The organism is Serratia sp. BNK-33-b (assembly GCF_048684565.1).
Taxonomy (GTDB): Bacteria; Pseudomonadota; Gammaproteobacteria; order Enterobacterales; family Enterobacteriaceae; genus Serratia; species Serratia marcescens.
Genome location: NZ_JBLQTZ010000001.1, coordinates 2991350 through 3014595 on the forward strand (window position 1 = coordinate 2991350; position 23246 = coordinate 3014595).

Below are 23246 nucleotides of genomic sequence, written 5' to 3' on the forward strand. Positions count from 1 at the left end.
TGAACAGCTTGAAGCCACACACCGAAATTGCCCACGCAGCCGACTATCTGCTAATCTGTTCATGCGTTAATTACTCCACACGTTTAGTTAATGCGACCGACGCCACAGACCGCATATCTGTGGCGTCACCCTCTCCAAACAACATCTCTGTAACGACCATGATTTCAGCCACCAGACACTGCACCCGATAGCCCTTGGCCTTCATGCGTTTGCTTTCTTCGCGGTCCAGAACGCCGTCAGAAGTTGACTCGTTGTGGAAGCGCGCGAACTGGCCGAGAGACGCCAGCAGATCGTTAAATTTGTAAAGCAGCTCTTCATTGCCCATCTGCTCGACTTCTGGAAGCTTCACGAAAACTCCACCAGCCCGTTTGCACATCGCTTCAGTGATATCGCTACGACCAGATATCGACTCCATTTCAGCTGCCATACCCAGCGGTACTACCTGACCAGACACCTGGCGAACGCGATTTCGCAATGCGTTTTCGGTACCGGCCACCGGGTCCAACTGCTGAGCCATCGCGCTGTACTTACCTGGGAACAACGTGATCAGCTTGTGTATCGCTTCGCTGATGTCGTCCTGTGTTGGGAAATCTTTGTTGTCCACAAGGTTTCTCCGCTTCTGTGGTTTTGGTTAAGCCGCTGGCGCGGTAGACTTTTTGTAAAGAGAGAGATCAACTTTCAGTTCACCACCAGTAATAACCTGGATCTCGAATGCTCGACCTTTGGGAATAATCTCCCCCCAACCCGATACGGAGGCATGCGACAGCCCTAATGCCTTGGCTGTTTTGCCCACCCCATCGAAGTACGAAATAACATCATCTTTTTTCATGGCTCACTCTTTGGTAAGGGAATGGAACACTTGGATAGTAGGATATCTTACATTAAAGAGTCAAGGAATCCTACATCGCTAAATGGTAGGATTGCCTACATGGAAATGAATGACCGAATTCGATCAAGACGCAAAGAGTTAAAGCTAACTCAGGACACCTTAGCCAAGCGCATAGGGGTCAATCGTGTCACCGTCACTGGCTGGGAGTCAGGCGACTATAAACCTGGTGGTGAGAACCTCCAGGCTCTAGCCGCTGCCCTAAGCTGCAATCCAAACTGGCTTCTTGAAGGTGGCGATTTTGACGAAAACATCACATATGTAGGCAAGGTTCGACCAGGGCTTGTCCCTGTTGTTGGTGATGCCGTTTTAGGAGTTGATGGCATGATCGACATGGTCGAGTACCGTGGTGGATGGCTGAAGATTTATAGCGATGATCCGAATGCATACGGGCTTCGCGTCCGGGGCGATAGCATGTGGCCACGCATTCAGTCTGGTGAGTTCGTTCTCATCGAACCAGGTACCTCAGTGCATTCTGGTGATGAAGTTTTCGTTCGCACCGCAGACGGCCACAACATGATCAAGGTTCTCAACTACACACGCGATGGTGGTTACCAGTTTACCAGCATCAATCAAGACCATAGACCAATTACACTGCCGCAAAGTGCTGTGTTGAAAGTGGAGTATGTGGCCGGTATCCTCAAGGCTTCTCGCCATGTTGAGGATGAAGAGGTTAATCACTCCATACGCTAGATGTTAGCATCCTCACGCTTCATGAGTTTCAGAGTCGAAAATAAAATGAAAATCGGATACATGTTTCCCGTTGCCATCATCGTTACCGCCGTCGTGCTGATGGCTTGGTTCGTCATAGGTGGTTACGCACTTCCTGATAGCGTCAACTAAGTCTCAGGCTAAAGAACGAGGTACTGAGCTATACTGGCATGGCTCGTTGTGTGAAGTTATATTGAACAGATGTGCTTTGAAACAAGCTTATAACAACAATATGATTTTATAAGAAGGGACTGTTAAGTGGAAAATCATGATGTTTATGTCTACACTGGCGATATCCATAGAGATGGATACCTTGCTCTCACTAATGCGATAAAAAAACGAAAATCGGCACCTGGTCTTCGGAAAGATGTTGTCTTTTGTGTGGCAACATATGGTGGCGATCCTGATGCAGGCTATCGTATCGGTCGCGCTCTACAACACAACTATGATGATGTGACCTTGCTTGTAGTTGGACCATGTAAAAGCGCTGGTACGCTTATAGCGATCGCTGCAAACAAGTTAGTGATAGGTGATATGGGAGAACTGGGCCCGTTGGACATCCAGTTAAAGAAAAATGATGAAATTGGTGAGTCTAGTTCAGGTCTTGCTATCATGACTGCTCTGGATGCGTTAAAAGAACGTTCAATTTCAGCGTTTAATTCCCATTTAGTTAAGATTCGTTACGAAAACCAGATCAATACAAAAATGTCTGCTGACATAGCGACAAGGCTTACCGAAGCATTGATTGCACCTATGGCTGCACAAATCGACCCGATCAAGCTTGGCGAACATCAGCGAGCCATGAGCATAGCAATCACGTATGGTCAACGATTGACATCTAAGTCGAAAAGCCTTAAAGAAGGTGCATTGGTGAAGCTCATTGCATCATATCCATCACATGGGTTTGTAATTGATAGAAAAGAAGCACGGGAACTTTTTAAATGTGTAGAGGCTCCAAGTGGTATCACGGAGTCTTTATATGAATACTTTTGCCAAAAAATTCATGATGACGAAATCCCAACCTACGGAAAGCCCTGCGTTGTAGATTGCACTCATGAACCACAAGATGAAGAGGAAGAAACTAATGCCGAAGAATCTGAAACTGGAGATGGAAACACTCAACAAGATGTTGGAGAGCCAGATTCAGGAGAGTCACGATCTGGCAAAAAAGGCGGAGCAAAACCTAAACGAGATCAAGAGGCAGCTGGAGCCTTACCAGTTCAACAACCTGATGGACAGCAACCTGAAGCGTGATCTCTTCGCCTTCTAATTTACTTCCCTGACCCGGCCACCGCGCCGGGTTTTTTGTGCCCTCTCCCTGCTAATCCCCCTACTGCTTTCCCCTTGATTCCACCAGCCCAACATTCACTCAAACCAAAATGTCAGATTACCTACATTTTAATATTGACTTAAAATGTCAGATATCCTACATTTGATTCATCGGCAGCGAACAGGCAGGACGCCCACGAAGTAGCCGCCCGAGGCACACGAAGATCGGGATGATTCGCTGAACCAGGCTTACACCAGAGGGTTACACGATGGCTACCCAGATTTCTATGCAACAACTGAAGACGATTTATGAGCAGCACGGCGCTGACGTATCTGAACGCCAACTGCGGGACACGCTGGAACAATGCAATGAGCAGGCAGACGTAGTTTACAACGACTACAACGGCAACCCGTTGCCACCACGGACTGCCACGGAATGGGCGCATTGGTTTGCACGCGGCGCGGCAGAGGAACAACGCTGCGACGGATTGGCGGCAGATGATTTCCAGCGCAACGCCTACGGCATCGACTAGCACTCACCGCGCTCTACAGGGCGCCACCGAGGCAATCATGAGCAAAAGAGGTTGGCGGTCTTTGGTTTATTGCGTTGTTGGTTGTTCTGTTTTCTGGTTTTTACTTTGGATTTTTGTTCACGTCGCTGGGTGAACGGCGCACATCGGGCTGATCACTCCCCGACTCCTTAATTCTGGAAGCGGTGACGGATCCTAACCATGAGTGATCAGCCCAATGTGGTTCAAGGCTGGAAACTTCGGGGGCGTTGTTTACCAGCCACCACACCAAATGCGCCGGGCCGGCGGCACTGCAGCGAAAGCGAGCGCAGATATCTCTGCTGCCAAAGCATTGCCATTAAAACCTGGTATGAGCAGTATCTATGTCATCCACCAACCATCGGGGGCAAAATACACCCGAGATGGATTTAACAGCCGATGGATGAAAGCAAAGCAGCAGGCTAAAGAGCGTTTCCCTGAACTTGAGTTCGATTTTACTTTCCATGACTTGAAGGCTAAAGGTGTTTCAGATCTTGAAGGCAACCTGTATGACCGCCAGGCGATAACCGGCCACAAGAATGTGGAACAGACTGCTAAGTATGTGAGGAAGATCGCCGTAGTGCCAACCGTTGGCGAGCAGTAGAAGGCCTGAAAATATTATGAAGTGATATTATGAAGCGTGGGGCGGAAACAAAAAAACCGCCTCTCGGCGGTCTACGACATTACTACTTATTGCTTTGATTATTCGGTATTTTTGTTCCCTGGTACCCGGGGCGGGACTTGAACCCGCACAGCCATAAGCCGAGGGATTTTAAATCCCTTGTGTCTACCGATTTCACCACCCGGGCTCGGGAAAGTTGGAGGCGCGTTCCGGAGTCGAACCGGACTGGACGGATTTGCAATCCGCTACATAACCGCTTTGTTAACGCGCCTTTATTCTGTTTGCCTTTTCAGGCCAAAGCCGGTGATTCACCCACTTCGTTTTGTTCTTTTCAATCGCGATGTTGAAATCGCTTATCTTAATCATCTGATTCTTAAGTAATTTATTTCGTTACCGCCGAATCGATGGACTGCATTATGGACTAAACCCCCCACCTTGGCAACCCCCCGAAATAGCAAAAAGTTCTCTAACGCTTTCAACTGCTTATTTTGTGGGCGCACTGTTCACAATGCCAACGGAAAGGCAAGCGAAATGTTGATTTTATATGCATCGGCTCAGGGATTCACGGGCAAATCGGATCTTTTTTCTCGACAGGAATCGCTTGCCCGTGCCCTCCCCGGCTTTTCATTTGCTTATGATCATGGGGTACCGGGCAAAGCATCATCATGGGGAGATCGCGCAATCTTCGGTGCCACCGCCCTGAACGGTCAACGCAACTGCAGAGCTGGAGACTCACATCGGGTTGTACGCCGCACGATGGATCGGCATCAATACCCCACAGAGCATCGACACGATGTCCAATCAAATGAGCCTGTTTTCAGGAGGCATCCTGCGGTATGAAAATGGCAGGAGATATAGGGACAATAGTCGATGCAGGAAGATGAAGAAAGGTTTCGCCGGACGGCAAAGGAATAGAAAACGAAAAAGGGGCCAAAGCCCCTTTTTCTTACCTGCCGAATCACGAAGATTCAACAGGCTAATGTTTGGAGCGGGAAACGAGGCTCGAACTCGCGACCTCAACCTTGGCAAGGTTGCGCTCTACCAACTGAGCTATTCCCGCATTACCAGAACTGACTGATTTCTTTGCTATCTTTCGGCAATTCATCGTTGTCGTCTGATGCGATGCATTCTACTTACCTGACGTGATGAGTCAATAAAATTGTTGGCACACCACGATCGTTTGCCGATTTTTGCAGCGTATCGATCACGGTTCCAGCAAATCGTTGCGTGCCGCGTTCAAATATTGGAACATCGACCAGAAAGTCAGCACCGCCGCGATATACAACAAGCCAATCGCCACATACTCTACGGAACGATCCGGCCGCCACAGCAAGCCCACCAGCGACATCATCTGCGCCATGGTTTTCACTTTGCCTATCCAGGACACCGCCACGCTGCTGCGTTTGCCAATTTCCGCCATCCACTCGCGCAGCGACGAAATGATGATTTCACGGGCGATCATGGTGGCCGCCGGCAGCGTGATCCACCAGCTGTGGTAGTGCTCAGCCACCAGCACCAGCGCCACCGCCACCATCACTTTGTCCGCGACCGGATCCAAAAACGCCCCGAAGCGCGTCGTTTGTTTCCAGCGACGTGCCAGGAAGCCGTCAAACCAGTCGGTGACGGCGGCAAACACAAAGATAACGGCGCAAACCATCGGAGCCCAGTTGAACGGCAGATAAAACGCCAGCACAAAGAATGGGATCAGAACTACGCGAAACAGGGTAAGCCAAGTCGGTATATTCAATTGCATAATGCTACGGTAACTATCTGGCTAGAGTGGAAATTAAGAGTATGTTGCTACATTGCCCTCAGTGTTTCAATGCATTGTAGATCTTTTCTGCCAATGCTTGTGAAATACCCGGCACTTTTGCAATTTCCTCCACGCTGGCGTTCAACAAAGGTTGCAGTCCGCCCATATACTTCAACAGCACCTGGCGCCGTTTCGGCCCTACGCCTTCAATCAGCTCCAATGCGCTGGTATTCCTGACTTTCGCCCTTCTCTGCCGGTGACCGGTAATGGCATGATTGTGCGAATCGTCGCGGATGTGTTGGATCACATGCAGCGCCGGCGAATCCGGCGGCAGAGAAATCCCTTCACCTTCCGGCACGAAGAACAACGTTTCTAACCCTGCCTTGCGGTCGGCGCCTTTGGCGATGCCGATCAGCAGCGGCTTATTCTTGTCCCAGGTAACATTCAGCGATTTGAATACGTCGATCGCCATGCCGAGCTGCCCTTTACCGCCGTCGATGAAGATGACATCCGGGATCTTTTTCTCTTCCAGCGCTTTGCCGTAACGGCGCTTCAGCACCTGCGTCATCGCCGCGTAGTCATCGCCAGGAGTGATGCCGCTGATATTGTAACGCCGATATTCCGCTCGCACGGGGCCGTTTCCGTCGAACACCACGCACGAAGCCACGGTCTGCTCACCCATGGTATGGCTGATATCGAAGCACTCCATACGGTTGATTTCCGTCAGGTTCAGCACTTTGGCCAACTCCGCCAGCCGCTGATGGATCGTCGACTGTTGCGACAGCTTGGTGGTCAACGCCGTTGCCGCGTTGGTGCGCGCCAGTTTCAGATAACGGGCACGATCGCCGCGCGGTTTGCTTTGGATTTGGATCTTGCGCCCCGCCAACTCGGAAAGCGATTCCGCAAGCAGGTCTTTTTCCGGCAGGCTGAAATCCAGCAAGATCTCGCCGGGCAGCGTACGCGCCTGGCTGCCTTGCAGATAGAACTGGCCGACAAAGGTCTGCACCACCTCGCCCATATCCGTGCCGCCCGGCACTTTAGGGAAATAGCTGCGGCTGCCCAGCACCTTGCCCTGACGGATGAACAGCACGTGCAGGCACGCCATACCGGCATCGAACGCCACGCCGATCACGTCCAGATCGTCGCTGTCGCCCGACACGAACTGCCGTTCGGTAACGCGGCGCACGGCCTGAATTTGATCGCGAATGCGCGCCGCCTCTTCGAAATTAAGCAGTTTGCTGGCTTCTTCCATACGCTCAATCAGCTGGTGCAATACCTGCTGATCTTTGCCAGAAAGAAACAGCCGCACGTAGTCCACCTGCTGCCGGTACTCTTCTTCGCTCACCAGGCCGGCAACACAAGGCCCCAGACAGCGGCCGATCTGATACTGCAGGCACGGACGCGAACGGTTGCGATACACGCTGTTTTCGCACTGGCGGATTGGGAACAGCTTCTGCAGCAGCGCCAGCGTTTCGCGCACGGCGTAAGAGTTGGGGAAAGGCCCGAAGTATTCGCCTTTGGCGTGTTTGGCGCCGCGATGCACCGCCAAACGGGGATGGGTATCCGCACTGAGAAAAATCAGCGGATAAGATTTATCGTCTCGCAAAAGAACATTATATCGCGGTTGGTACAATTTAATGTAGTTATGTTCCAACAACAGCGCTTCTGTCTCAGTATGGGTAACCGTTACGTCTATTTGCGCGATATTTTTAACCAGCGTCTCGGTTTTACGGCTGCTGACCTGCTGCCGAAAATAGCTGGCGAGACGCTTTTTCAGGTCTTTGGCTTTACCGACGTAGATCACCGTACCCGTGGCGTCGTACATACGGTAGACGCCGGGCTGGCTGGTGACGGTACTCAGGAAGGCTTTGGCATCAAAACGGTCATTCACTGCTTAACAACGTCTCCGCATTGAACAATCCATGTCGGATGGCCAGGTGAGTCAATTCAACGTCGCCGCTGATATTCAGTTTGCTGAACATGCGGTAACGGTAGCTGTTCACCGTTTTCGGGCTGAGACTCAGTTGCTCCGAGATCTCATTCACTTTTTTGCCTTTGGTGATCATCAACATGATCTGTAACTCGCGTTCAGACAAGCAGCTGAACGGCGTTTCAGCCTGCGGTTCCAACTGACTCAGGGCCATCTGCTGGGCGATATCAGACGCGATATAGCGCTGCCCGGCATGCACGGAACGCAAGGCGTTAATCACTTCCTGCGGCGCGGCGCCCTTGCTCAGGTAACCGGCGGCACCCGCCTGCATCACCTTCGCGGGCAAAGGATTTTCAGTATGGATGGTCAACATGATGACTTTGACGTCGGGTGCGTAACGCACAATCTTGCGCGTGGCTTCCAGCCCGCCAATGCCCGGCATATTCATGTCCATCAGCACGATATCGACAGCGTTGCCACGGCACCATTTTACGGCGTCTTCACCGCACTGAGCCTCACCGACAACTTTTATACCTTTGATATCTTCAAGAATGCGTCGTATCCCTGCGCGCACCAGTTCGTGGTCATCAACAAGAAGAACGCTAATCAAGGAAAAATCTCCAAAAAAAGGGAGTAACGCAATCGGCCTCTGTTTTCGCCAGAGATATTACTTGTTTTTCAGACAAGAATGAACACAGATTAATACATACTTCCGAATAACTTTGCGGAGCAGAGCTGATTTTTCAATTTTAGCCGTCTATGCCGCCGATAAATCGTCACGTCGGAAAAGATCGGGCGACGAAAATAATTTCGTCGCGCTGCGTCTGACACAGGATAGCGCGACAATCATGCCGCGAGGGAGAAATCTGTGTAAGCAATCACGACATGAATAATATTAACACGGCCGTTGGCTGTTTGTAATCATTTGATATTTAAAGGCGTAACAAAATCTGCGGCCAACGTGGGTCCGGCAACCCTCGGTCGAAACTATTATTCCCGGCAAACGCCGGTAAAATCGGCGCCTCCGCCCCCAATAATTATAATAACCCCGATTGTTCAACAATAACGTACCGGAAAAATACTTGTTAACCACCTCGAAATAACTTGCCGAGAGTAGATGATTCAGACAGGCAATGAGCGAACGTTGCCCACCCGCGAGACCTGAGCAAGCCCGGTGCAGATGACAGACTCATGCTATGCTATACTCCGCGCCCAGTTAAATTCGCCGCCGCGCCCGGGGCTACTTTTTAGCCCGCGCGCGGTGCGCCAAAGCAGCTTGTATCAGGCTACGGCCTCAAAAAATCAGGAGAAAAAATGAGCAACGTTGATTTCACTACGTCTGCAAACCCGGAAATCTTGGCGACCGAGGTTGCCTGCCTCAAAGCTACGCTGACGCTGATCTTGAAATCGATCGGCCAGGCCGACGCCGGGAAAGTCATCATCAACATGGAACGTTTCATCGCGCAGATTGAAGATCCGACTCAGGCAGAAATCTTCAAGAACAGCATTCAGCAAATCAAGCACGCTTACCGTCAGTAAGCGTTGCGCCCCAGACCCGCACTTCTTGTGGGTCTGCTTTTCACCACGCTACGCCACACCCCATTGATCTTGCACGTGCTTTCGGGCAGTGTGTTGACTTTCTCCCCCACACCCGAGACCGTTATGGGCATCCTTGTCAAAGCGCTGATCGGCGCGCTGGTCGTGGTTCTAATCGGCCTGTTGGCCAAAACGCGCAACTATTATATCGCCGGTTTAGTCCCGCTCTTTCCCACTTTCGCCCTGATTGCGCATTACATTGTCGGCAGCGAACGTTCAATTGCGGCACTGAAAACGACGCTGATTTTCGGCATGTGGGCGGTATTGCCCTACCTGGTATATTTGATTTCGCTGTATTTCCTGATTAACAGCCTGCGGCTGTCGTTAGCGCTGGGTGCGGCGGTACTGTGCTGGATTGCGGCGGCGTGGCTATTAATTACGCTGTGGGGATGGTGGCAAGGGCGTTAACGCCCTTGCCTGGGCTGTTACGGCCGCCCTGCCTGCAACACGAAGCCTCGCTGCCGATCGCCGGCGATGCGCAGATAGCGGCTTTCACCGGCGCGCAGCGTCATCGGCACGCTGCCGCTGGTTTCACGCCAAATACATAGAGAGTTCTCGATCATATCTTGCCCGATACTGACCGAAATATTGCCTGGCGGCACGCGAAACTCTGCTTTTTCTTTTGCCTCGAGTGAAGCGGCAAACTCCCCATTCACATAGACGCCGGTACGGCAGCTGCCCGCCAGCATTCCGCTGTCGCGCACCACGACCACCGTAGCGTAAGGCGTATCCGGGATATTCTGATAGAGCATCAGACGGCTTGGGGGGGGCAACTCAGCCTGTTGCGGCGGTACGGCTTGAGTCGCACACCCCGTCAGCAGTGCAGAGGCAAATAACAACGCGGCGTAATGCTTCATCCTTGGCTCCTGAAGAAAATAATGCTTATCGTAGCAAGAGAATAGCTGTCTCCAGTAGCCTTCATACCGCAGAGACGAAAAAATCGGATAACTTCCCACTCCTCTCACGAACCTGCAGGGATAAGAAGATTCTGCATTAAAGCCATTGAAATAAAGGCGATTCTTGCAGATTTAAAACTTGATCATGCCACGTTGGATATCTGCAGCAAAAGCACCACTGACGTAACTGAAACCATCCTGCGTGACATAAACCCGGGTATGACCGGTCTCTGATAACACCGCCACCATATATCCCAGGCTGATCATTTCATGGGACGGAACGTTCATCGGGGTTAGAAATCCGCGCCCACGGCACCACTGATAAAAGCGGGTTCGCCCATATCCCAACACTGCGCCAACATCGGAGAGGTGCTTAAAAGTATCATAATCCTCTGATGGTGAAGGTAAACCGTCATGACTTTCAGGCGTTTTCTTTATCCCAGACAAAATAAACTCCTTTTTGACTCTGTCGCGTACGGTTATCCTTCCTCTTAAATGAATTTAAAAAATCCAAATTTAAAATGCAAATGAATTCCCTGTAACTAAAAAGTCTTCCCCAGAAAAAACCTGAAAATAAAACCCCAATAAAAAAAACAGAAATAAAAAATAAGGTATTAATACTGAGCATTAAATCCTTGGCATGGGTAAATATCCTAAATAAAAATAATAGTCATACCAGCATAAGAAAATGCTTAGCTTGCATATTATTTCCCTCATTAAAACGATGCAATTGCGGTCGGATCATTGCGGCATAAAGAGAATGAATAAAATCAATGCCACATCGTCCAGCCCTCGCCGTGAGGTCGCGGATCCTTACAGACTGCCCTCAATGCGCCACATCCTCTCTCAACGCGGCACTTCCTCAATCACACCTAAACAATAACCATTATCATTTCCAATTGTTCCGCCAGTTTATTACACTTTCCTACCTCGTCAGTTAGGAACATTCCTAGGCTGCGAGCCTCAGGATAGAGAAAGAGTTAGGGACACCATGAAGAATTGCCGTTGTTTGATTGTTTTGCCGTTATTGATGTTGACCGCCTGCACCCAATGGGAGAGGCCTGGCGCGGTTGAGAGTACCCGGAACGCCGAATATGCCGAATGCCGCAGCCGCGGATACGATCGCTTCCCCCCGGACGTGGTGCGGGACGTGGAGTTCAGCTACGAAAACAAATACATTCCTTGCGAGAAGAATAAGAAAGACTGTCCATCGGGATACCGCTACGACAAGGAACCGTCGATTAAAACAGTGCAGACCGATCGCAATCAGTCCGCCCGAGACGCCACCATCGAAGCCTGTATGTACGGCAAAGGCTGGCGGGAGAAAACCTACTATTGGCCGCAATGGTGATGTGGCGGCGTTTGCCTGAGGCGAAATGCCCGCAAACCCATTCAACCGTCGTCATCACATCGGCTCAGCCCCAGCGCAACCAGCGTTTCCGTCCTGACCGGCGTTAAAGGCACACGCGGCGACGGTAAAGGCCAGCTCAAAAGCTGCCTCGCCGCCGTTGCGCAGACTTTACCCTGGCATGCCCCCATGCCACAGCGGCTGCTCATCTTCGCCGTGTTCCAATCCGGCTGATGGCGTACCTGTTCCAACGTAACGTCTTCGCAGCGGCACAGTAACGTTTGCGGATTGGCCAGCGAATTCAAGCGCTCATCGAGCGCAAAAGCGGCCGCTGTCGCCGTGGCGAAACGCCGCCACCGCCGCCGCTGTGCCGCCAGGCGCTCTGCCTTTTCCCGCTGCCCGGTAGCGGCATAACCGGCAATGGCGCCTTCGGTGAGCGCCAATTCACTGCCGCCGACGCCGGTACACTCCCCGGCGGCATAAATTTGCGCTTGGCAGGTTTGCTGCCAATGATTCACCGCCACGGCGTCATGTTCTATCCGACACCCCAGCAGCATCGCCAACTCAATGTTCGCCACCAGACCAAAACCGCAGGCCAACCTGTCGCAGGCGATCGTTCTTTCCCGCCCGCCGTTATTGACACGCACCGAGGTTAAACGGTCTTGCCCCAACGCCGCCAGCACCCGGCTGCCGGCACGATAACGATGCGGCATCAAAGAAAACGCCTGACGCAGTTTGGCCGGCCAGCGCCACAAGCCGCCGGCAAACGCCGCCAACCGCCAAAGCGGCGCCTGCTCCGCCAACATGACCACCTCTCCGCCGGCCTGTTTCACGCTGTCGGCCACCGCCAACAGCAGCGGACCACTGCCGGCTATCACCACTCGCTCGCCGCGGATCGCCAATCCCTGCTTGATTTGCGCCTGTAGCCCACCGGCACCGGTCACCCCCGGCAGCGTCCAGCCGGGAAACGGCAACAACAGTTCACGCGCGCCATTGCATAAAATCAGCTTTTGATAGCGAATCACGCCACAGCCTTCAGCGTCTTCATATGCCAATCGGTTAGCGCCACACTGCGCCACCAGCTTGCAGCCGGACTGCCGTGCAATATTTTCCCGCGCCGCCACCGCCTGCCGATAGCGGTTCGCCGTTTCAGGCAACGCCGCCTGCGGTCCATCGCGCCAGATTTGCCCGCCGGGATGCGGATTATCATCAATCATTCGCACCTGGCCACCACTTTCCGCAGCGGCCAGCGCCGCCGCCATGCCGGCCGGCCCAGCGCCGACGATCAGCACCTCACAGTCGAAGTTACTCATCATCGCTCCTCTCTATGCGCATGCCGGCTTGGCACAGCGTTTGGCACGCCAGGCGACGCAGACCGTTAATGGTCACCCGGCACTCCTGACAAACGCCCATGCCGCAAAAGGGAGCACGCGGTTGGTGTGAAACAGATAACCGACAACGATCGTCGCCGCACAGGCTGAGCGCCGCAGCAACGCTGAGACCAACCGGCACCTGTCGGTGTTCTCCATCGATGCTCAACGCGATCGTATTTTGTCTTTCATTCATACAGGCAACTCCTCGGCGGCAAACGCCCGCGCAGCCAAATACGGGAAATCATCAATCTCCGGCGTTTGCCGGCCAATCTGCGCAGTAATCAGCGCAGCGCTGCCGAGTGCAGTCGTGACGCCCAATCCCTCATGCCCCAGAGCCAGCCACAGCCAGGAATGCCGCGGATGCACGCCCAACAGCGGCAGCCCGTCGGCAGAGGCGGCGCGCAACCCTGTCCAGCAGCGAATGATGTTCATCTGCGCCAGTGCGGGCAAGAAATGCTGCGCACGCGTAAGCATTGCCGCCAACAGCGGCATGTCCAACGCCGAATCGACGGCGTCGAACTGGCGGGAAGAGCCGATCAGCCATTGTCCGGTGGGCCGCGCCTGCACATTGAAAGCCACCGACGTGCCGTTGCTGGCATGCGCGCTGGCGCCATACCTCAGCTCCACCAGTTGATGCCGCACCCGCGGCGGGTAGCGATCGGTGATCGCCAGTTGGCCCTTCTTGGCGTGAAGCAAAGTCTGTGGCAATAGGTTATTGGCCCTAAGGCCGCAGGCCAGGACCACCACCGGCGCGACCAGACGTCTGCCGTCCGTCAGCCGCACGGCTTCCTCCTCCAACGCTGTCGCTTCACCATGCACCACGTCAATTGCCGCACCACCGTCGGCCAACAGCCAGCGAGCCGCGAGCGGCGCATACACAATGCCGTCGCCCGGCACCCGCAGTCCGCCGGCCAGGCCATGCCGCAGCATCGGCTCCATGACGGCGATCTGCTCCGCCGCCAGCAGTTCCGCGGCTACGCCCTGCTCCGCCAGCCGCGCCCGCTTTTGCTCGGCGATGGCCATTTCATCCGCTTGATCCGCCAACCACAGCGTACCGCAACCGCGCCAGGCGCAGGCTTCCGGCATGCGCCCCGTCACTTCGCGCCACAACCGCAGCGAATAAGCGCTTAACGCCAGCTCGGCAGGATTATCGTCCATGCAAACCAGGTGCCCCATACCGGCTGCGGTGGCGCCGGCGCGGCGGTCGTCCACCACCGAGACACGATACCCTTCCCGCGCCAGCCGCCAGGCGCAAGCGGCGCCGATGATACCGGCGCCGACCACGATGACATCGGCTCCCCGCTCGGCGCCCATCAGCGTATTCCCCAGACGAAGGGATCGCGTTCGTCGAGCAACAGTTGGCTATCGGCGCACACATAGGCCTGCCCGCGAATAAAGGGGGCAATGCGATCGCCGTTCCAACGATAATAGGCCTGGAATTCGCTGCCGATCACGCTGGCCTGCCGCCACTGCGTGTCCGGCGGCAGTTTGCCGTCCGCCGCCAGACACGCCAGTTTGGCGCTGGTGCCGGTACCGCACGGGGAACGGTCATAGGCTTTGCCGGGACACAGCACGAAGCTGCGGCTGTCGGCCTGCGGATCGTCACCGAACAGTTCGATATGGTCTATAGCGCCGCCGTCTTCACCGCGGATGCCCGCCTGTTCCAACGTCTGCCGCACCGCCCAGGTGAACGCGGTCAACGCCTCCAGATTGTGTTTATCAATGAGCAACGGTGACTCGCCGATCAGGAAGAACCAGTTGCCCCCCCAGGCGATGTCGCCCGTCACCGGCCCGTGACCGGCAACCTCAATCCGTACCTGGCGGCGGTAACGATAAGCCGCCACATTCTCCACCGTGACGCTGCCGTCATCATGCAGCGTGGCGCTTACCGGGCCGACCGGGGTCTCGATCAGATGGCGCCCGGCGTGGATGCGCCCCAGATGAGCCAGCGAAGCGACCAGCCCGATGGTGCCGTGCCCGCACATGCCCAGATAGCCGCTGTTGTTAAAGAAGATCACCCCGGCGGTGGCCTGTGGCGAGCAGGGGCGGCACAGCAACGCCCCCACCAGCACGTCATTGCCACGCGGTTCGAGCATCACCGCGCAGCGCCAATCGTCATAATGTTGTGCGAAACGCGCCCGCCGTTCCGCCATGCTACCCTCGCCAAGATCGGGAAAACCTTCCACGATCAGGCGGGTCGGCTCTCCGCCGGTATGAGAATCGATCGCCCGCAAAGCGGTGATATGCGCAGAAAGTGCCATCGGCGTCTCCTGGGTTAATGAGATGTTACCAATAGCATTAGCCTAAACGAATGTGAGCATGACGGCTTGATGCGTTTCGGCGCAGCGAATGAAGAAATCAGCACAGTGACAAAAGTCGGGACTGACGCGCCGCGGGTATGAACTTAACGATTGTCATAATAATAACTTATTTATCATATTGTTATTTCCATGCTAAACCCTTGCCTAGCGAGAAACGCCGCAGTTTTCAAGCAACCGCCAAACACCGTCCGGCAAAAGTATGCGGCAATCCGCATATTTGGCAGCCCGCCGGAAATAGCGCTTGCTTCGTTACAAAAAAGTTAATATTGATGCGAAAGCGCCAACCTGGCCCGCCTGTTTTTCCGGCTAACGACCGAAAAGGGACTGCTATGCGATCCACTTCAGACTACCCGCCTCCGGTTTCTCTCTCGCCGCCTTCGCTTGTGGGGCTGCCGGAGCAGGAGGACGTTTTTGCCGTCGAACATCTGTCGCGCCTGTGCGACGGACTGGCGCAGCAGCGCCCGAACAATCTGCGCGATCTGCTGAATACGCTGGCGCTGATCGCGCCGTTGCTGAACGCGATTCCCAACGTCGTGTTCTTTATCAAAGACGCCCAGGCTCGCTACCTGCTGGCCAACCTGACGCTGGCCAGGCGCTGCGGTTTCAAAACCGTCACGCCGCTGCTGGGTAAAACCTCCGCCGACGTTTTTCCCGCTCAGCTCGGATCCGGCTATACCGAGCAGGATCTGCGGGTATTGCGCCACGGCGTGCTGATCCAGGATCAGCTGGAAATGCACCTGTACAACGGCCGAGAAACCGGCTGGTGTCTGACGCAAAAGCTGGCGCTGTATGACGCGCAGGGAAAAATCATCGGTATGGCGGGTATTTCTCACGATCTGCAGGAGGCCAGAGCCAATCATCCGGCCTACCAGCGGCTGGCGGCGATCGACGTGCATATCCGCCGCCACTACGCCAGACCGATCGCGCTTGAAGAGCTGACGGCGCTGACCGGGTTATCGGTGGCGCAGATCGAACGCTACTGCAAACGTATCTTCCACCTCACCCCGCGCCAGATGATCCACAAAGTGCGGCTGGAAAAGGCCACGGAACTCCTGGCCGGCGATCTGCCGATCACGGACATCGCGCTGCAGTGCGGCTATACCGATCACAGCGCCTTCAGCCGTCAGTTCAAAGCGATGACCGGCTCCACGCCGCGCGATTTTCGCCTGACGCTTTCCGCTTAACGCGCTGATTTACCCCGTTAACCTTCTCTTCTCACGGCGTACCGACGCCCGATTTTTCACGCCCGTTTTCCGCCGCTATTGTGCCAATTTCGTCGCGGCAATCGGCGAAAAGCGTCAAGCCTCCCTGCGCAATACCGGTCAATCTGTCGGTGAGCCTTACCAAAGATTCACTTTTCATTAACACTTTCGGACGACAGGACAACACGATGAGCCATAAAACCCTAAGCTGGAGCGGCGTATTCCCGGCGGTGACGACCCAATTTCGCAACGATTTCTCTCTGGATCTCGACGCCACCCATACGGTGATCAAAAACCTGGTGCGCGACGGCGTCTCCGGCCTGGTGGTGTGCGGCACCGTCGGTGAAAATACTTCGATGACGGTGCAGGAAAAACTGGCGGTGATCGAAGTGGCGAAAGACGCCGCCGACGGTAAAGTGCCGGTGATCGCCGGCATCGCCGAGTTCACCACCGCCTTCGCGCAGAACATGGCGCGTGAAGCGCAAAAGGCTGGCGTCGACGGGATTATGGTGATGCCGGCGCTGGTCTACTCCGCCAAACCGCACGAAACCGCCGCGCACTTCCGCAGCGTCGCTGGCGCGACCGATCTGCCGATAATGGTCTACAACAACCCTCCCATTTACAAAAATGACGTCACGCCCGACATTCTGACCTCGCTGGTCGACTGCGAGAACATCGTGTGCTTCAAAGACTCGTCGGGCGATACCCGCCGCTTTATCGACCTGCGCAATGAAGTCGGCGATCGCTTCGTGCTGTTCGCCGGGTTGGACGATGTGGTGCTGGAAAGCATCGCCGTCGGCGCGCAAGGCTGGATCTCCGGCATGTCCAATGCCTTCCCGCGCGAAGGGGAAACCCTGTTCCGGCTGGCGAAGGAAAAACGCTATGAGGAAGCGTTGGCGCTATACAGCTGGTTTATGCCGCTACTGCACCTCGATGCCCGCCCCGATCTGGTGCAGTGCATCAAACTCTGCGAACAGCGGGTCGGCCGCGGCAGCGCTGTCACTCGCCCTCCACGCCTGGCGCTGCAGGGAGAAACGCTCACCGAGATCAACGCCGTGATCGATAAAGCGCTGGCCACCCGCCCTGCGCTGCCGAACGTCGGCCTGTGACGCCTTCATCGCCCGGCCATGCCGGGCGTCATGCTTTATCTACCGGGGGAAACGATGCCCAACGATCGCTACGCCGCCATCAGCGGCCAACAATTTATCGGCGGCCAGCGCCGCGCCGAAGGGGAAGCGTCGCTGTTTAGCCTGCGCGCCGACGACGGTCAGCCAACCGGCTACCGCTTCCACCAGGCCACGGCGGCAGAAACCGCCGCCGCCGCAGAAGCCGCCGCCGCGGCCTTTGCGCCCTATTCGCAGCTCAGTGCAGAACAACGCGCGAACTTTCTCGACGCCATCGCCGAAGAGTTAGACGCATTGGATGATGTTTTCTTCGCCTTCGCCATGCAGGAAACGGCTTTGCCGCCTGCGCGGTTGAGCGGCGAACGCGCCAGAACCAGCGGCCAGATGCGGCTGTTCGCCACGCTGCTGCGGCGCGGCGACGTCGAGGGGGTGCGCATCGACTGCGCGCTGCCGCAGCGTTCCCCCCTGCCGCGCCCCGATCTGCGTCAATACCGCACGGCGCTCGGCCCGGTGGCGGTATTCGGCGCCAGCAACTTCCCGCTGGCGTTTTCCACCGCGGGCGGTGATACCGCCGCCGCGCTCGCCGCCGGCTGCCCGGTCGTGTTCAAGGCGCACAGCGGCCATATGATCACCGCCGAGCTGACCGCTCAGGCGATCGAGCGCGCTCGGGAACGCACAAGGATGCCCGCCGGCGTCTTCAACATGATCTTCGGCAACCGCGTGGGGGCTGATTTGGTACAACATCCGGCGATTCAGGCAGTGGGATTCACCGGCTCGCTGCAAGGCGGCCGAGCGCTGTTCGATCTGGCGATGCAACGCCCTCAACCTATCCCGGTCTTTGCAGAAATGTCGAGCATCAATCCGGTAGTGATCCTGCCCAAGGCGTTGGCGCGGCGCGGGCAGCACATTGCGCAGGAGCTGGTCTCTTCCTTCACACTCGGCTGCGGTCAGTTCTGCACCAAGCCCGGCGTGATCGTCGCGCTGCGCGGCGCCGCCTTGGATCGGTTAACCGAAACGATGAGTGCCCTGGTCAACGCCGCCGAGCCGCAGCCGATGCTGAATGCCGGCACCCTGGAGCACTACCGTCACGGGGTGGCGGCCCTTGATGCCCACCCGGGTATGCGGCGGCTGGCAGGCCGAAGCGAAACGCCCGCTCTTCGAGCGGCGGCGCAGCTTTATCAGGCGGAGGAGGCGCTGTTGCTGCAGGCTGACCCGCTGCTGCAACAAGAGGTCTTCGGCCCGGTCAGCATCCTGGTGGCGGTGGATAACGAAACGCAGCTGCATGCGGCGCTAACGGCATTGCAAGGCCAGTTGACCGCCACGCTGCTGGCGGACGACGACGATCTCGATGTGGCCGCCGGTTTGACGACACTGTTGGCGCGCAAAGCCGGTCGGGTGCTGTTCAACGGGTATCCGACCGGGGTGGAAGTGTGCGACGCCATGGTGCACGGCGGCCCTTACCCGGCGACCAGCGACGCACGCGGCACCTCGGTAGGCACGCTGGCCATCGAGCGTTTCCTGCGGCCGGTCTGTTTGCAAAACACCCCTGCGGCGCTGTTGCCGCCGGCGCTGCAGGACGCCAATCCGCTCAACCTGCTGCGACTGGTTAACGGCGTTTACACCCGAGATCCCCTGGTTTCACCTGCCCAACATTAGCCCGGCCGCATCTGCCTGCCACCCAATAACAAAAGGGTAATACCATGACAACCCAAGGCAAATTCAAGAAGCAGCTTACGCTCACCGATCTGACGTTCATCGGTCTGGGCGCCATCTTCGGCTCCGGTTGGCTGTTCGCCGCCAGCCATGTCTCCTCCATCGCCGGCCCGGCCGGCATTTATTCCTGGCTGATCGGCGGCCTGGCGGTGCTGCTGCTCGGCATCGTCTACTGCGAGCTGGGCGCCGCCCTGCCGCGCGCCGGCGGCATCATTCGCTATCCGGTATTCTCGCACGGCGAACTGATGGGTTATCTGCTGGGGTTTATCACGCTGATCGCCTTCTCCAGCCTGATCGCCATCGAAGTCGTCGCCGCCCGGCAGTACGCCGCCGCCTGGTTCCCGTTCCTCAGCCAGCCGGGTTCCGGTGATCCAACAGCGATCGGCTGGCTGGTGCAGCTGGCGCTGCTGTGCTTTTTCTTCGCGCTCAACTATTACAGCGTCAAAACCTTCGCCAAATCCAATAACGTGATCAGCGTGCTGAAGTTTCTGGTGCCGCTGTTGGTGATCGTGGTGTTGTTCAGCTTTTTCAAACCGGAAAACCTGCACAGCCAGGGCTTTGCTCCCTTCGGTTCCGCCGGCGTTGAGGCCGCCATTTCCGCCGGCGGCATCATCTTCGCCTACCTCGGCCTGACGCCGATCATTTCGGTCGCCAGCGAGGTGCAACGGCCGCAGCGCACCATTCCCATCGCGCTGATCCTGTCAGTAGTGCTGTCCACCATCATCTATGTGCTGCTGCAGATAGCGTTTCTCGGCAGTATCCCCAGCGAGATGCTGAGCGGCGGCTGGGCCGGCATCAGCCAACAGTTCTCCCTGCCGTTCCGCGACATCGCCATCACGCTGGGCATGGGGTGGCTGGCGTTTCTGGTGGTCAGCGACGCGATCGTTTCGCCGAGCGGCACCGGCAATATCTATATGAACGCCACGCCTCGCGTGATCTACGGCTGGGCGCGTGCCGGCACCTTCTTCAAACTGTTCACTCGGGTGGATGGCGAGCCCGGTATTCCCCGCCCGGCGCTGTGGCTGACCTTCGCTCTCTCGGTATTCTGGACGCTGCCGTTCCCATCCTGGGAAAAACTGATCGGCGTGGTATCCGCCGCACTGGTGCTGAGCTACGCCATCGCCCCGGTGACCGCCGCCGGGCTGCGGCGCAATGCGCCCGATATGCCGCGTCCGTTCCGGGTCCGCGGTTTCTGCGTGCTCGGCCCGCTGTCGTTTATCATTTCGGCGCTGATCGTCTTCTGGTCCGGCTGGGATACCGTCTCCTGGCTGCTCGGCTTGCAGATCCTGATGTTCTTCATCTACATCCTGTTCAAGAATCAGGTGCCGACCCACGCCGTTAGCCTCAGGCAGCAAATTTGGTCCTCGCTGTGGCTGATCGTCTTCTATGCGCTGGTGATCGGGCTTTCCTACCTCAGCAGCTTCGGCGGCATCGGCGCTATTGCTCATCCATGGGACACCCTCACCATGGCGGTGATTGCGCTGGCGATTTACTACTGGGGCGCCTATACCTGTTTACCCCAGGCCAATTTTATCGGCGATGAAGAAGAATGAACCCAGGGAGGACATCGAAATGACATCCATGCATGTGCTGTCGCTGGAACAGGCTTATCAACTGGCGTTGCGTACGCTGCGCAGCAACGGTTTCAATCAGGCGCATGCCGAGGCGGTGGCGCAAAATGTCACCCAGGGCGAACGCGACGGCTGCGCTTCTCACGGGCTGTACCGGCTGTTGGGCTGCGTGCGATCGCTGCGGGCAGGTAAGGTTTCTGCCGATGCGATGCCCAGATTGCTCGACCAGGCGCCGGCCATCTTGCGCGCCGACGCCGGCGGTGCGTTTTCCCTGCTGGCCTACCGCACCGCTCTGCCGGCCTTTATCGAGAAAGTGCGCACCAACGGTGTCGCCGCGTTGGCGATCAACCGCTGCGTGCATTTCTCCGCGCTGTGGGCCGATATCGAACCGCTGACCGAGCAGGGGTTGGTGGCCTTGGCCTGCACGCCCAGCCACGCCTGGGTGACGCCGGCCGGCGGTTCGCGACCGCTCTTCGGCACCAACCCCATCGCCTTCGGCTGGCCGCGTCCGGATCGGCCGCCGTTTTTGTTCGACATGGCCACCAGCGCGGCAGCGCGCGGCGAAATCGAATTACACCGCCGCGCCGGCACCCCGCTGCCTGAAGGCTGGGGCATTGATAAGGCAGGCAACCCGTCCACCGATGCCGCCAGCGTGTTGGAGGGCGCGATGCTGACCTTCGGCGGGCATAAGGGCTCGGCGCTGGCGGCAATGGTTGAATTGCTGGCAGGGCCGCTGATCGGCGATATGACCAGCAAGGAATCGCTGGCCTATGACGATGGCACCGGTTCGTCGCCTTACGGTGGTGAGCTGGTCATCGCGTTGGATCCCGAGCGTTTTCTCGGTGCGGATAAGGCGAAATATTTCGCCGGAGCGGAGGCGATGTTTGCCGATATGCAGGCACAAGGCGCCCGCATCCCCGGCGAACGCCGTTATCGGCAACGGCGCCAGAGCGAGCAATACGGCGTGGAAATCCCCAAGGCGTTGTACGACGACATAGTGGCGCTGTGCGATTAACGCTGGATTAATGCCCCGCGCCGGCAACCCGGCGCGGGGAGAGGCTTATCCAGCCTGAGCCAGGTCGCTGTGCAGGCGTTTGCGCCACACCGGTTTGGTGTCCCAGCGGGCGAAGTGTTTCGCCTCTTTACCCGGCTGCACCTGATGCCACATGCCTTCTTGCCACCGGATCGGTTCCTTTCCTCGCAACGTTGGGCGGGTCTGTTTAATCGTCCGTTGCAAGACGTCTGCTTCTTCCGCAGTAATGGGCGGCGCCTGTCTGGCGGCGTCCAGCGCACGGCTTCCCAGCGGCGCCATCACCTGATACAACACGTTGACCTGCTGCAGCGTCGCTTGCTGATTAGTGCTCATGCCCTTCCCCGACCAACCGTCGAAGTTTTCACCGGGATCGTCCCCCTGCGCGCGATACTCATTACCTGGCCCCTCGACGATATTCCATCCTTGCCAGGTCACCAGAGTGTGTAATCCATCGCGATCCTGCAGATTCTTATTTTGGATCTGTTTGAGCACCGCCGCGCGGTTTGGCACACCGATCAGGTTCATAAACTCGTCCAGCGCGTTCCAATGCTGCCCCGCCACCAGACCATTCCAGACATTACGCAAACAGTTCCAGGGAATGGTGTGATGCCAGGTCAGCGTGATAAGCGGTTTGGTTGACGCATGTTGCCAACGGCTCGGTTCACTGCCCCGATCGCCTCTGATAATCCCATCGACTTCTAATGGCATAGCTGCCCCTCTTCTGGCTGAAATGGAAAATATGCGCAAGGCCGGTGGCCCGGTTGGCATAAAAACGTCAGCTAAAATCGTAGCAGTTCAGACTGGGATGGCAATAAAACGCAAAGCACGCTCTGCCGCCGGCTGGTAACCGCAGAACGTGCCCGAAAATGGTGAGTTTAAGATGGATTATCTGACCACCATCACCGAAATATTGGCATGGCGAACGATAGCGGCGGCGTTGGACCCCAGCAGATAGGTTTTCACGCTCGGGCGACGCGAACCGATGATGATCAGATCGGCGTCGATCTCTTCCGCCAGTTCCAACACCTGATCGCGTGCAGAACCGAAGCTAACGGTGTAATTGAGGCGATCCAGCGGCAGATCGATTTCCGACATGATTTTCTTCAGTCTATCCACCGCCTTCACCTCCGCCTGATTCTCAAACTCCTTGAGACCGAACGAATAGGCAGTAACAAACGCCGAGGCATCCGGCAGCGCATGGAAGAAATGCACTTTAGCGCCGGACATCTTCGCCAAATATTCCACATGCTTCAGCGCATGCTCGGTCAACAGGTCCTCTTCAATATCGATCGGCACTAAAATAGTCTTGTACATATCACGTCCTTTCTATGTAAACCGGGTGCCAACAGA

The 23246-nt window shown here is 56.3% G+C and carries 26 protein-coding genes, 3 tRNA genes and 1 pseudogene; 13 read left to right on the plus strand and 17 right to left on the minus strand.

What is annotated here, in order from left to right:
* Nucleotides 1-70: 70 nt before the first annotated feature.
* Together ACMGGK_RS14415 and ACMGGK_RS14420 are read right to left on the minus strand one after the other, a co-directional pair.
* Complete coding sequence (locus ACMGGK_RS14415) at nucleotides 71-604, minus strand: YmfL family putative regulatory protein (RefSeq protein ID WP_060420235.1); 534 nt, start codon at nucleotides 602-604, stop codon at nucleotides 71-73.
* 27 nt (nucleotides 605-631) lie between these two features.
* A complete protein-coding gene (locus tag ACMGGK_RS14420; RefSeq protein WP_033646515.1) occupies nucleotides 632-829 on the minus strand; it encodes a Cro/CI family transcriptional regulator in 198 nt (65 codons plus the stop codon).
* A gap of 99 nt (nucleotides 830-928) precedes the next feature.
* Here ACMGGK_RS14420 and ACMGGK_RS14425 point away from each other — a divergent pair, with 99 nt between their 5' ends.
* From ACMGGK_RS14425 to ACMGGK_RS14445, 5 genes and pseudogenes are all read left to right on the plus strand, one after another.
* Nucleotides 929-1579, plus strand: coding sequence for a S24 family peptidase (locus ACMGGK_RS14425; protein ID WP_420276987.1), 651 nt, complete (start codon nucleotides 929-931; stop codon nucleotides 1577-1579).
* 45 nt (nucleotides 1580-1624) lie between these two features.
* Complete coding sequence (locus ACMGGK_RS14430) at nucleotides 1625-1729, plus strand: YoaK family small membrane protein (RefSeq protein WP_143778828.1); 105 nt, start codon at nucleotides 1625-1627, stop codon at nucleotides 1727-1729.
* A 126-nt stretch (nucleotides 1730-1855) separates the two neighbouring features.
* Complete coding sequence (locus ACMGGK_RS14435; RefSeq protein ID WP_143778827.1) at nucleotides 1856-2851, plus strand: SDH family Clp fold serine proteinase; 996 nt, start codon at nucleotides 1856-1858, stop codon at nucleotides 2849-2851.
* Between the two features lie 284 nt (nucleotides 2852-3135).
* A complete protein-coding gene (locus ACMGGK_RS14440; protein WP_139182616.1) occupies nucleotides 3136-3399 on the plus strand; it encodes a hypothetical protein in 264 nt (87 codons plus the stop codon).
* A 319-nt stretch (nucleotides 3400-3718) separates the two neighbouring features.
* A pseudogene (locus tag ACMGGK_RS14445) lies at nucleotides 3719-4018 on the plus strand (integrase); the annotation flags it as partial.
* A gap of 119 nt (nucleotides 4019-4137) precedes the next feature.
* Here the strand turns inward: ACMGGK_RS14445 and ACMGGK_RS14450 are convergent.
* The 6 genes from ACMGGK_RS14450 to uvrY form a co-directional block, all read right to left on the minus strand.
* Nucleotides 4138-4223: transfer RNA gene (locus ACMGGK_RS14450), tRNA-Leu, on the minus strand.
* Between the two features lie 10 nt (nucleotides 4224-4233).
* Nucleotides 4234-4307 (minus strand) — tRNA-Cys (locus ACMGGK_RS14455).
* Nucleotides 4308-5020: 713 nt separating this feature from the next.
* Nucleotides 5021-5096, minus strand: a tRNA-Gly gene (locus ACMGGK_RS14460).
* A gap of 144 nt (nucleotides 5097-5240) precedes the next feature.
* A complete protein-coding gene (gene pgsA / locus ACMGGK_RS14465; RefSeq protein ID WP_004927937.1) occupies nucleotides 5241-5789 on the minus strand; it encodes a CDP-diacylglycerol--glycerol-3-phosphate 3-phosphatidyltransferase in 549 nt (182 codons plus the stop codon).
* Between the two features lie 58 nt (nucleotides 5790-5847).
* Entirely contained in the window at nucleotides 5848-7680 is a 1833-nt protein-coding gene (uvrC, locus tag ACMGGK_RS14470; RefSeq protein ID WP_004927940.1) for an excinuclease ABC subunit UvrC, read from the minus strand.
* Entirely contained in the window at nucleotides 7673-8329 is a 657-nt protein-coding gene (uvrY, locus tag ACMGGK_RS14475; protein WP_004927947.1) for a UvrY/SirA/GacA family response regulator transcription factor, read from the minus strand. The genes uvrC and uvrY overlap by 8 nt, the downstream gene beginning before the upstream one ends.
* A gap of 704 nt (nucleotides 8330-9033) precedes the next feature.
* Here uvrY and ACMGGK_RS14480 point away from each other — a divergent pair.
* Complete coding sequence (locus ACMGGK_RS14480) at nucleotides 9034-9258, plus strand: DUF2594 family protein (protein WP_004927950.1); 225 nt, start codon at nucleotides 9034-9036, stop codon at nucleotides 9256-9258.
* Between the two features lie 123 nt (nucleotides 9259-9381).
* Entirely contained in the window at nucleotides 9382-9723 is a 342-nt protein-coding gene (locus ACMGGK_RS14485; protein WP_004927953.1) for a GlpM family protein, read from the plus strand.
* A gap of 17 nt (nucleotides 9724-9740) precedes the next feature.
* Here the strand turns inward: ACMGGK_RS14485 and ACMGGK_RS14490 are convergent, their stop codons facing one another.
* On the minus strand, nucleotides 9741-10172 hold the full coding sequence (locus ACMGGK_RS14490; protein ID WP_028128013.1) for a hypothetical protein: 432 nt from the start codon (nucleotides 10170-10172) through the stop codon (nucleotides 9741-9743).
* Between the two features lie 171 nt (nucleotides 10173-10343).
* Nucleotides 10344-10658 (minus strand): hypothetical protein, encoded by a 315-nt coding sequence (locus ACMGGK_RS14495; protein WP_033633390.1) that lies wholly within the window; start codon nucleotides 10656-10658, stop codon nucleotides 10344-10346.
* Nucleotides 10659-11202: 544 nt separating this feature from the next.
* On the opposite strand from ACMGGK_RS14495, the gene ACMGGK_RS14500 reads away from it, so the two are divergent.
* Nucleotides 11203-11562 (plus strand): hypothetical protein, encoded by a 360-nt coding sequence (locus ACMGGK_RS14500; protein ID WP_004927961.1) that lies wholly within the window; start codon nucleotides 11203-11205, stop codon nucleotides 11560-11562.
* 41 nt (nucleotides 11563-11603) lie between these two features.
* Here ACMGGK_RS14500 and ACMGGK_RS14505 read toward each other — a convergent pair whose 3' ends face one another.
* From ACMGGK_RS14505 to ACMGGK_RS14520, 4 genes are read right to left on the minus strand one after another with little or no spacing between them, the layout of a single operon-like run.
* On the minus strand, nucleotides 11604-12872 hold the full coding sequence (locus ACMGGK_RS14505; protein WP_016928247.1) for an FAD-dependent oxidoreductase: 1269 nt from the start codon (nucleotides 12870-12872) through the stop codon (nucleotides 11604-11606).
* On the minus strand, nucleotides 12865-13125 hold the full coding sequence (locus tag ACMGGK_RS14510; RefSeq protein WP_071525942.1) for a (2Fe-2S)-binding protein: 261 nt from the start codon (nucleotides 13123-13125) through the stop codon (nucleotides 12865-12867). The genes ACMGGK_RS14505 and ACMGGK_RS14510 overlap by 8 nt, the downstream gene beginning before the upstream one ends.
* Nucleotides 13122-14246 (minus strand): NAD(P)/FAD-dependent oxidoreductase, encoded by a 1125-nt coding sequence (locus ACMGGK_RS14515; protein WP_420276988.1) that lies wholly within the window; start codon nucleotides 14244-14246, stop codon nucleotides 13122-13124. Before ACMGGK_RS14515 ends, ACMGGK_RS14510 begins: the two co-directional genes overlap by 4 nt.
* Nucleotides 14246-15193, minus strand: coding sequence for a 4-hydroxyproline epimerase (locus ACMGGK_RS14520; RefSeq protein WP_097102381.1), 948 nt, complete (start codon nucleotides 15191-15193; stop codon nucleotides 14246-14248). Before ACMGGK_RS14520 ends, ACMGGK_RS14515 begins: the two co-directional genes overlap by 1 nt.
* A gap of 389 nt (nucleotides 15194-15582) precedes the next feature.
* Here ACMGGK_RS14520 and ACMGGK_RS14525 point away from each other — a divergent pair, with 389 nt between their 5' ends.
* Nucleotides 15583-16437, plus strand: a complete 855-nt coding sequence (locus ACMGGK_RS14525; RefSeq protein ID WP_031300114.1) for an AraC family transcriptional regulator — start codon at nucleotides 15583-15585, stop codon at nucleotides 16435-16437.
* A gap of 31 nt (nucleotides 16438-16468) precedes the next feature.
* Here the strand turns inward: ACMGGK_RS14525 and ACMGGK_RS14530 are convergent, their stop codons facing one another.
* Nucleotides 16469-16615, minus strand: coding sequence for a hypothetical protein (locus ACMGGK_RS14530; RefSeq protein ID WP_153303148.1), 147 nt, complete (start codon nucleotides 16613-16615; stop codon nucleotides 16469-16471).
* A gap of 28 nt (nucleotides 16616-16643) precedes the next feature.
* On the opposite strand from ACMGGK_RS14530, the gene ACMGGK_RS14535 reads away from it, so the two are divergent.
* Genes ACMGGK_RS14535 through ACMGGK_RS14550 form a run of 4 tightly spaced genes read left to right on the plus strand, consistent with a single transcriptional unit; the run spans nucleotide 16644 to nucleotide 21878 of the window.
* Nucleotides 16644-17564: a dihydrodipicolinate synthase family protein gene (locus ACMGGK_RS14535; RefSeq protein WP_015377396.1), complete on the plus strand. Its 921-nt coding sequence runs from the start codon at nucleotides 16644-16646 to the stop codon at nucleotides 17562-17564.
* 54 nt (nucleotides 17565-17618) lie between these two features.
* Nucleotides 17619-19235: an aldehyde dehydrogenase (NADP(+)) gene (locus ACMGGK_RS14540; RefSeq protein ID WP_049300484.1), complete on the plus strand. Its 1617-nt coding sequence runs from the start codon at nucleotides 17619-17621 to the stop codon at nucleotides 19233-19235.
* Nucleotides 19236-19279: 44 nt separating this feature from the next.
* Entirely contained in the window at nucleotides 19280-20845 is a 1566-nt protein-coding gene (locus ACMGGK_RS14545) for an APC family permease (RefSeq protein ID WP_420276989.1), read from the plus strand.
* A 19-nt stretch (nucleotides 20846-20864) separates the two neighbouring features.
* A complete protein-coding gene (locus ACMGGK_RS14550; protein WP_049300486.1) occupies nucleotides 20865-21878 on the plus strand; it encodes an Ldh family oxidoreductase in 1014 nt (337 codons plus the stop codon).
* Nucleotides 21879-21923: 45 nt separating this feature from the next.
* Here ACMGGK_RS14550 and ACMGGK_RS14555 read toward each other — a convergent pair whose 3' ends face one another.
* Nucleotides 21924-22604 (minus strand): hypothetical protein, encoded by a 681-nt coding sequence (locus ACMGGK_RS14555; RefSeq protein WP_028128011.1) that lies wholly within the window; start codon nucleotides 22602-22604, stop codon nucleotides 21924-21926.
* Nucleotides 22605-22781: 177 nt separating this feature from the next.
* Nucleotides 22782-23210, minus strand: coding sequence for a universal stress protein (locus ACMGGK_RS14560; RefSeq protein WP_004927993.1), 429 nt, complete (start codon nucleotides 23208-23210; stop codon nucleotides 22782-22784).
* Between the last annotated feature and the right edge of the window lie 36 nt (nucleotides 23211-23246).

Coding starts and splice junctions, on each gene's coding strand:
- ACMGGK_RS14420 (WP_033646515.1), bottom strand. CDS start 829: ATGAAAAAAGATGATGTTATTTCGTACTTCGATGGGGTGGGCAAAACA.
- ACMGGK_RS14425 (WP_420276987.1), top strand. CDS start 929: ATGGAAATGAATGACCGAATTCGATCAAGACGCAAAGAGTTAAAGCTA.
- ACMGGK_RS14430 (WP_143778828.1), top strand. CDS start 1,625: ATGAAAATCGGATACATGTTTCCCGTTGCCATCATCGTTACCGCCGTC.
- ACMGGK_RS14440 (WP_139182616.1), top strand. CDS start 3,136: ATGGCTACCCAGATTTCTATGCAACAACTGAAGACGATTTATGAGCAG.
- pgsA (WP_004927937.1), bottom strand. CDS start 5,789: ATGCAATTGAATATACCGACTTGGCTTACCCTGTTTCGCGTAGTTCTG.
- ACMGGK_RS14480 (WP_004927950.1), top strand. CDS start 9,034: ATGAGCAACGTTGATTTCACTACGTCTGCAAACCCGGAAATCTTGGCG.
- ACMGGK_RS14485 (WP_004927953.1), top strand. CDS start 9,382: ATGGGCATCCTTGTCAAAGCGCTGATCGGCGCGCTGGTCGTGGTTCTA.
- ACMGGK_RS14490 (WP_028128013.1), bottom strand. CDS start 10,172: ATGAAGCATTACGCCGCGTTGTTATTTGCCTCTGCACTGCTGACGGGG.
- ACMGGK_RS14500 (WP_004927961.1), top strand. CDS start 11,203: ATGAAGAATTGCCGTTGTTTGATTGTTTTGCCGTTATTGATGTTGACC.
- ACMGGK_RS14505 (WP_016928247.1), bottom strand. CDS start 12,872: ATGAGTAACTTCGACTGTGAGGTGCTGATCGTCGGCGCTGGGCCGGCC.
- ACMGGK_RS14510 (WP_071525942.1), bottom strand. CDS start 13,125: ATGAATGAAAGACAAAATACGATCGCGTTGAGCATCGATGGAGAACAC.
- ACMGGK_RS14515 (WP_420276988.1), bottom strand. CDS start 14,246: ATGGGCGCCGAGCGGGGAGCCGATGTCATCGTGGTCGGCGCCGGTATC.
- ACMGGK_RS14520 (WP_097102381.1), bottom strand. CDS start 15,193: ATGGCACTTTCTGCGCATATCACCGCTTTGCGGGCGATCGATTCTCAT.
- ACMGGK_RS14525 (WP_031300114.1), top strand. CDS start 15,583: ATGCGATCCACTTCAGACTACCCGCCTCCGGTTTCTCTCTCGCCGCCT.
- ACMGGK_RS14530 (WP_153303148.1), bottom strand. CDS start 16,615: ATGAAAAGTGAATCTTTGGTAAGGCTCACCGACAGATTGACCGGTATT.
- ACMGGK_RS14535 (WP_015377396.1), top strand. CDS start 16,644: ATGAGCCATAAAACCCTAAGCTGGAGCGGCGTATTCCCGGCGGTGACG.
- ACMGGK_RS14540 (WP_049300484.1), top strand. CDS start 17,619: ATGCCCAACGATCGCTACGCCGCCATCAGCGGCCAACAATTTATCGGC.
- ACMGGK_RS14545 (WP_420276989.1), top strand. CDS start 19,280: ATGACAACCCAAGGCAAATTCAAGAAGCAGCTTACGCTCACCGATCTG.
- ACMGGK_RS14550 (WP_049300486.1), top strand. CDS start 20,865: ATGACATCCATGCATGTGCTGTCGCTGGAACAGGCTTATCAACTGGCG.
- ACMGGK_RS14555 (WP_028128011.1), bottom strand. CDS start 22,604: ATGCCATTAGAAGTCGATGGGATTATCAGAGGCGATCGGGGCAGTGAA.
- ACMGGK_RS14560 (WP_004927993.1), bottom strand. CDS start 23,210: ATGTACAAGACTATTTTAGTGCCGATCGATATTGAAGAGGACCTGTTG.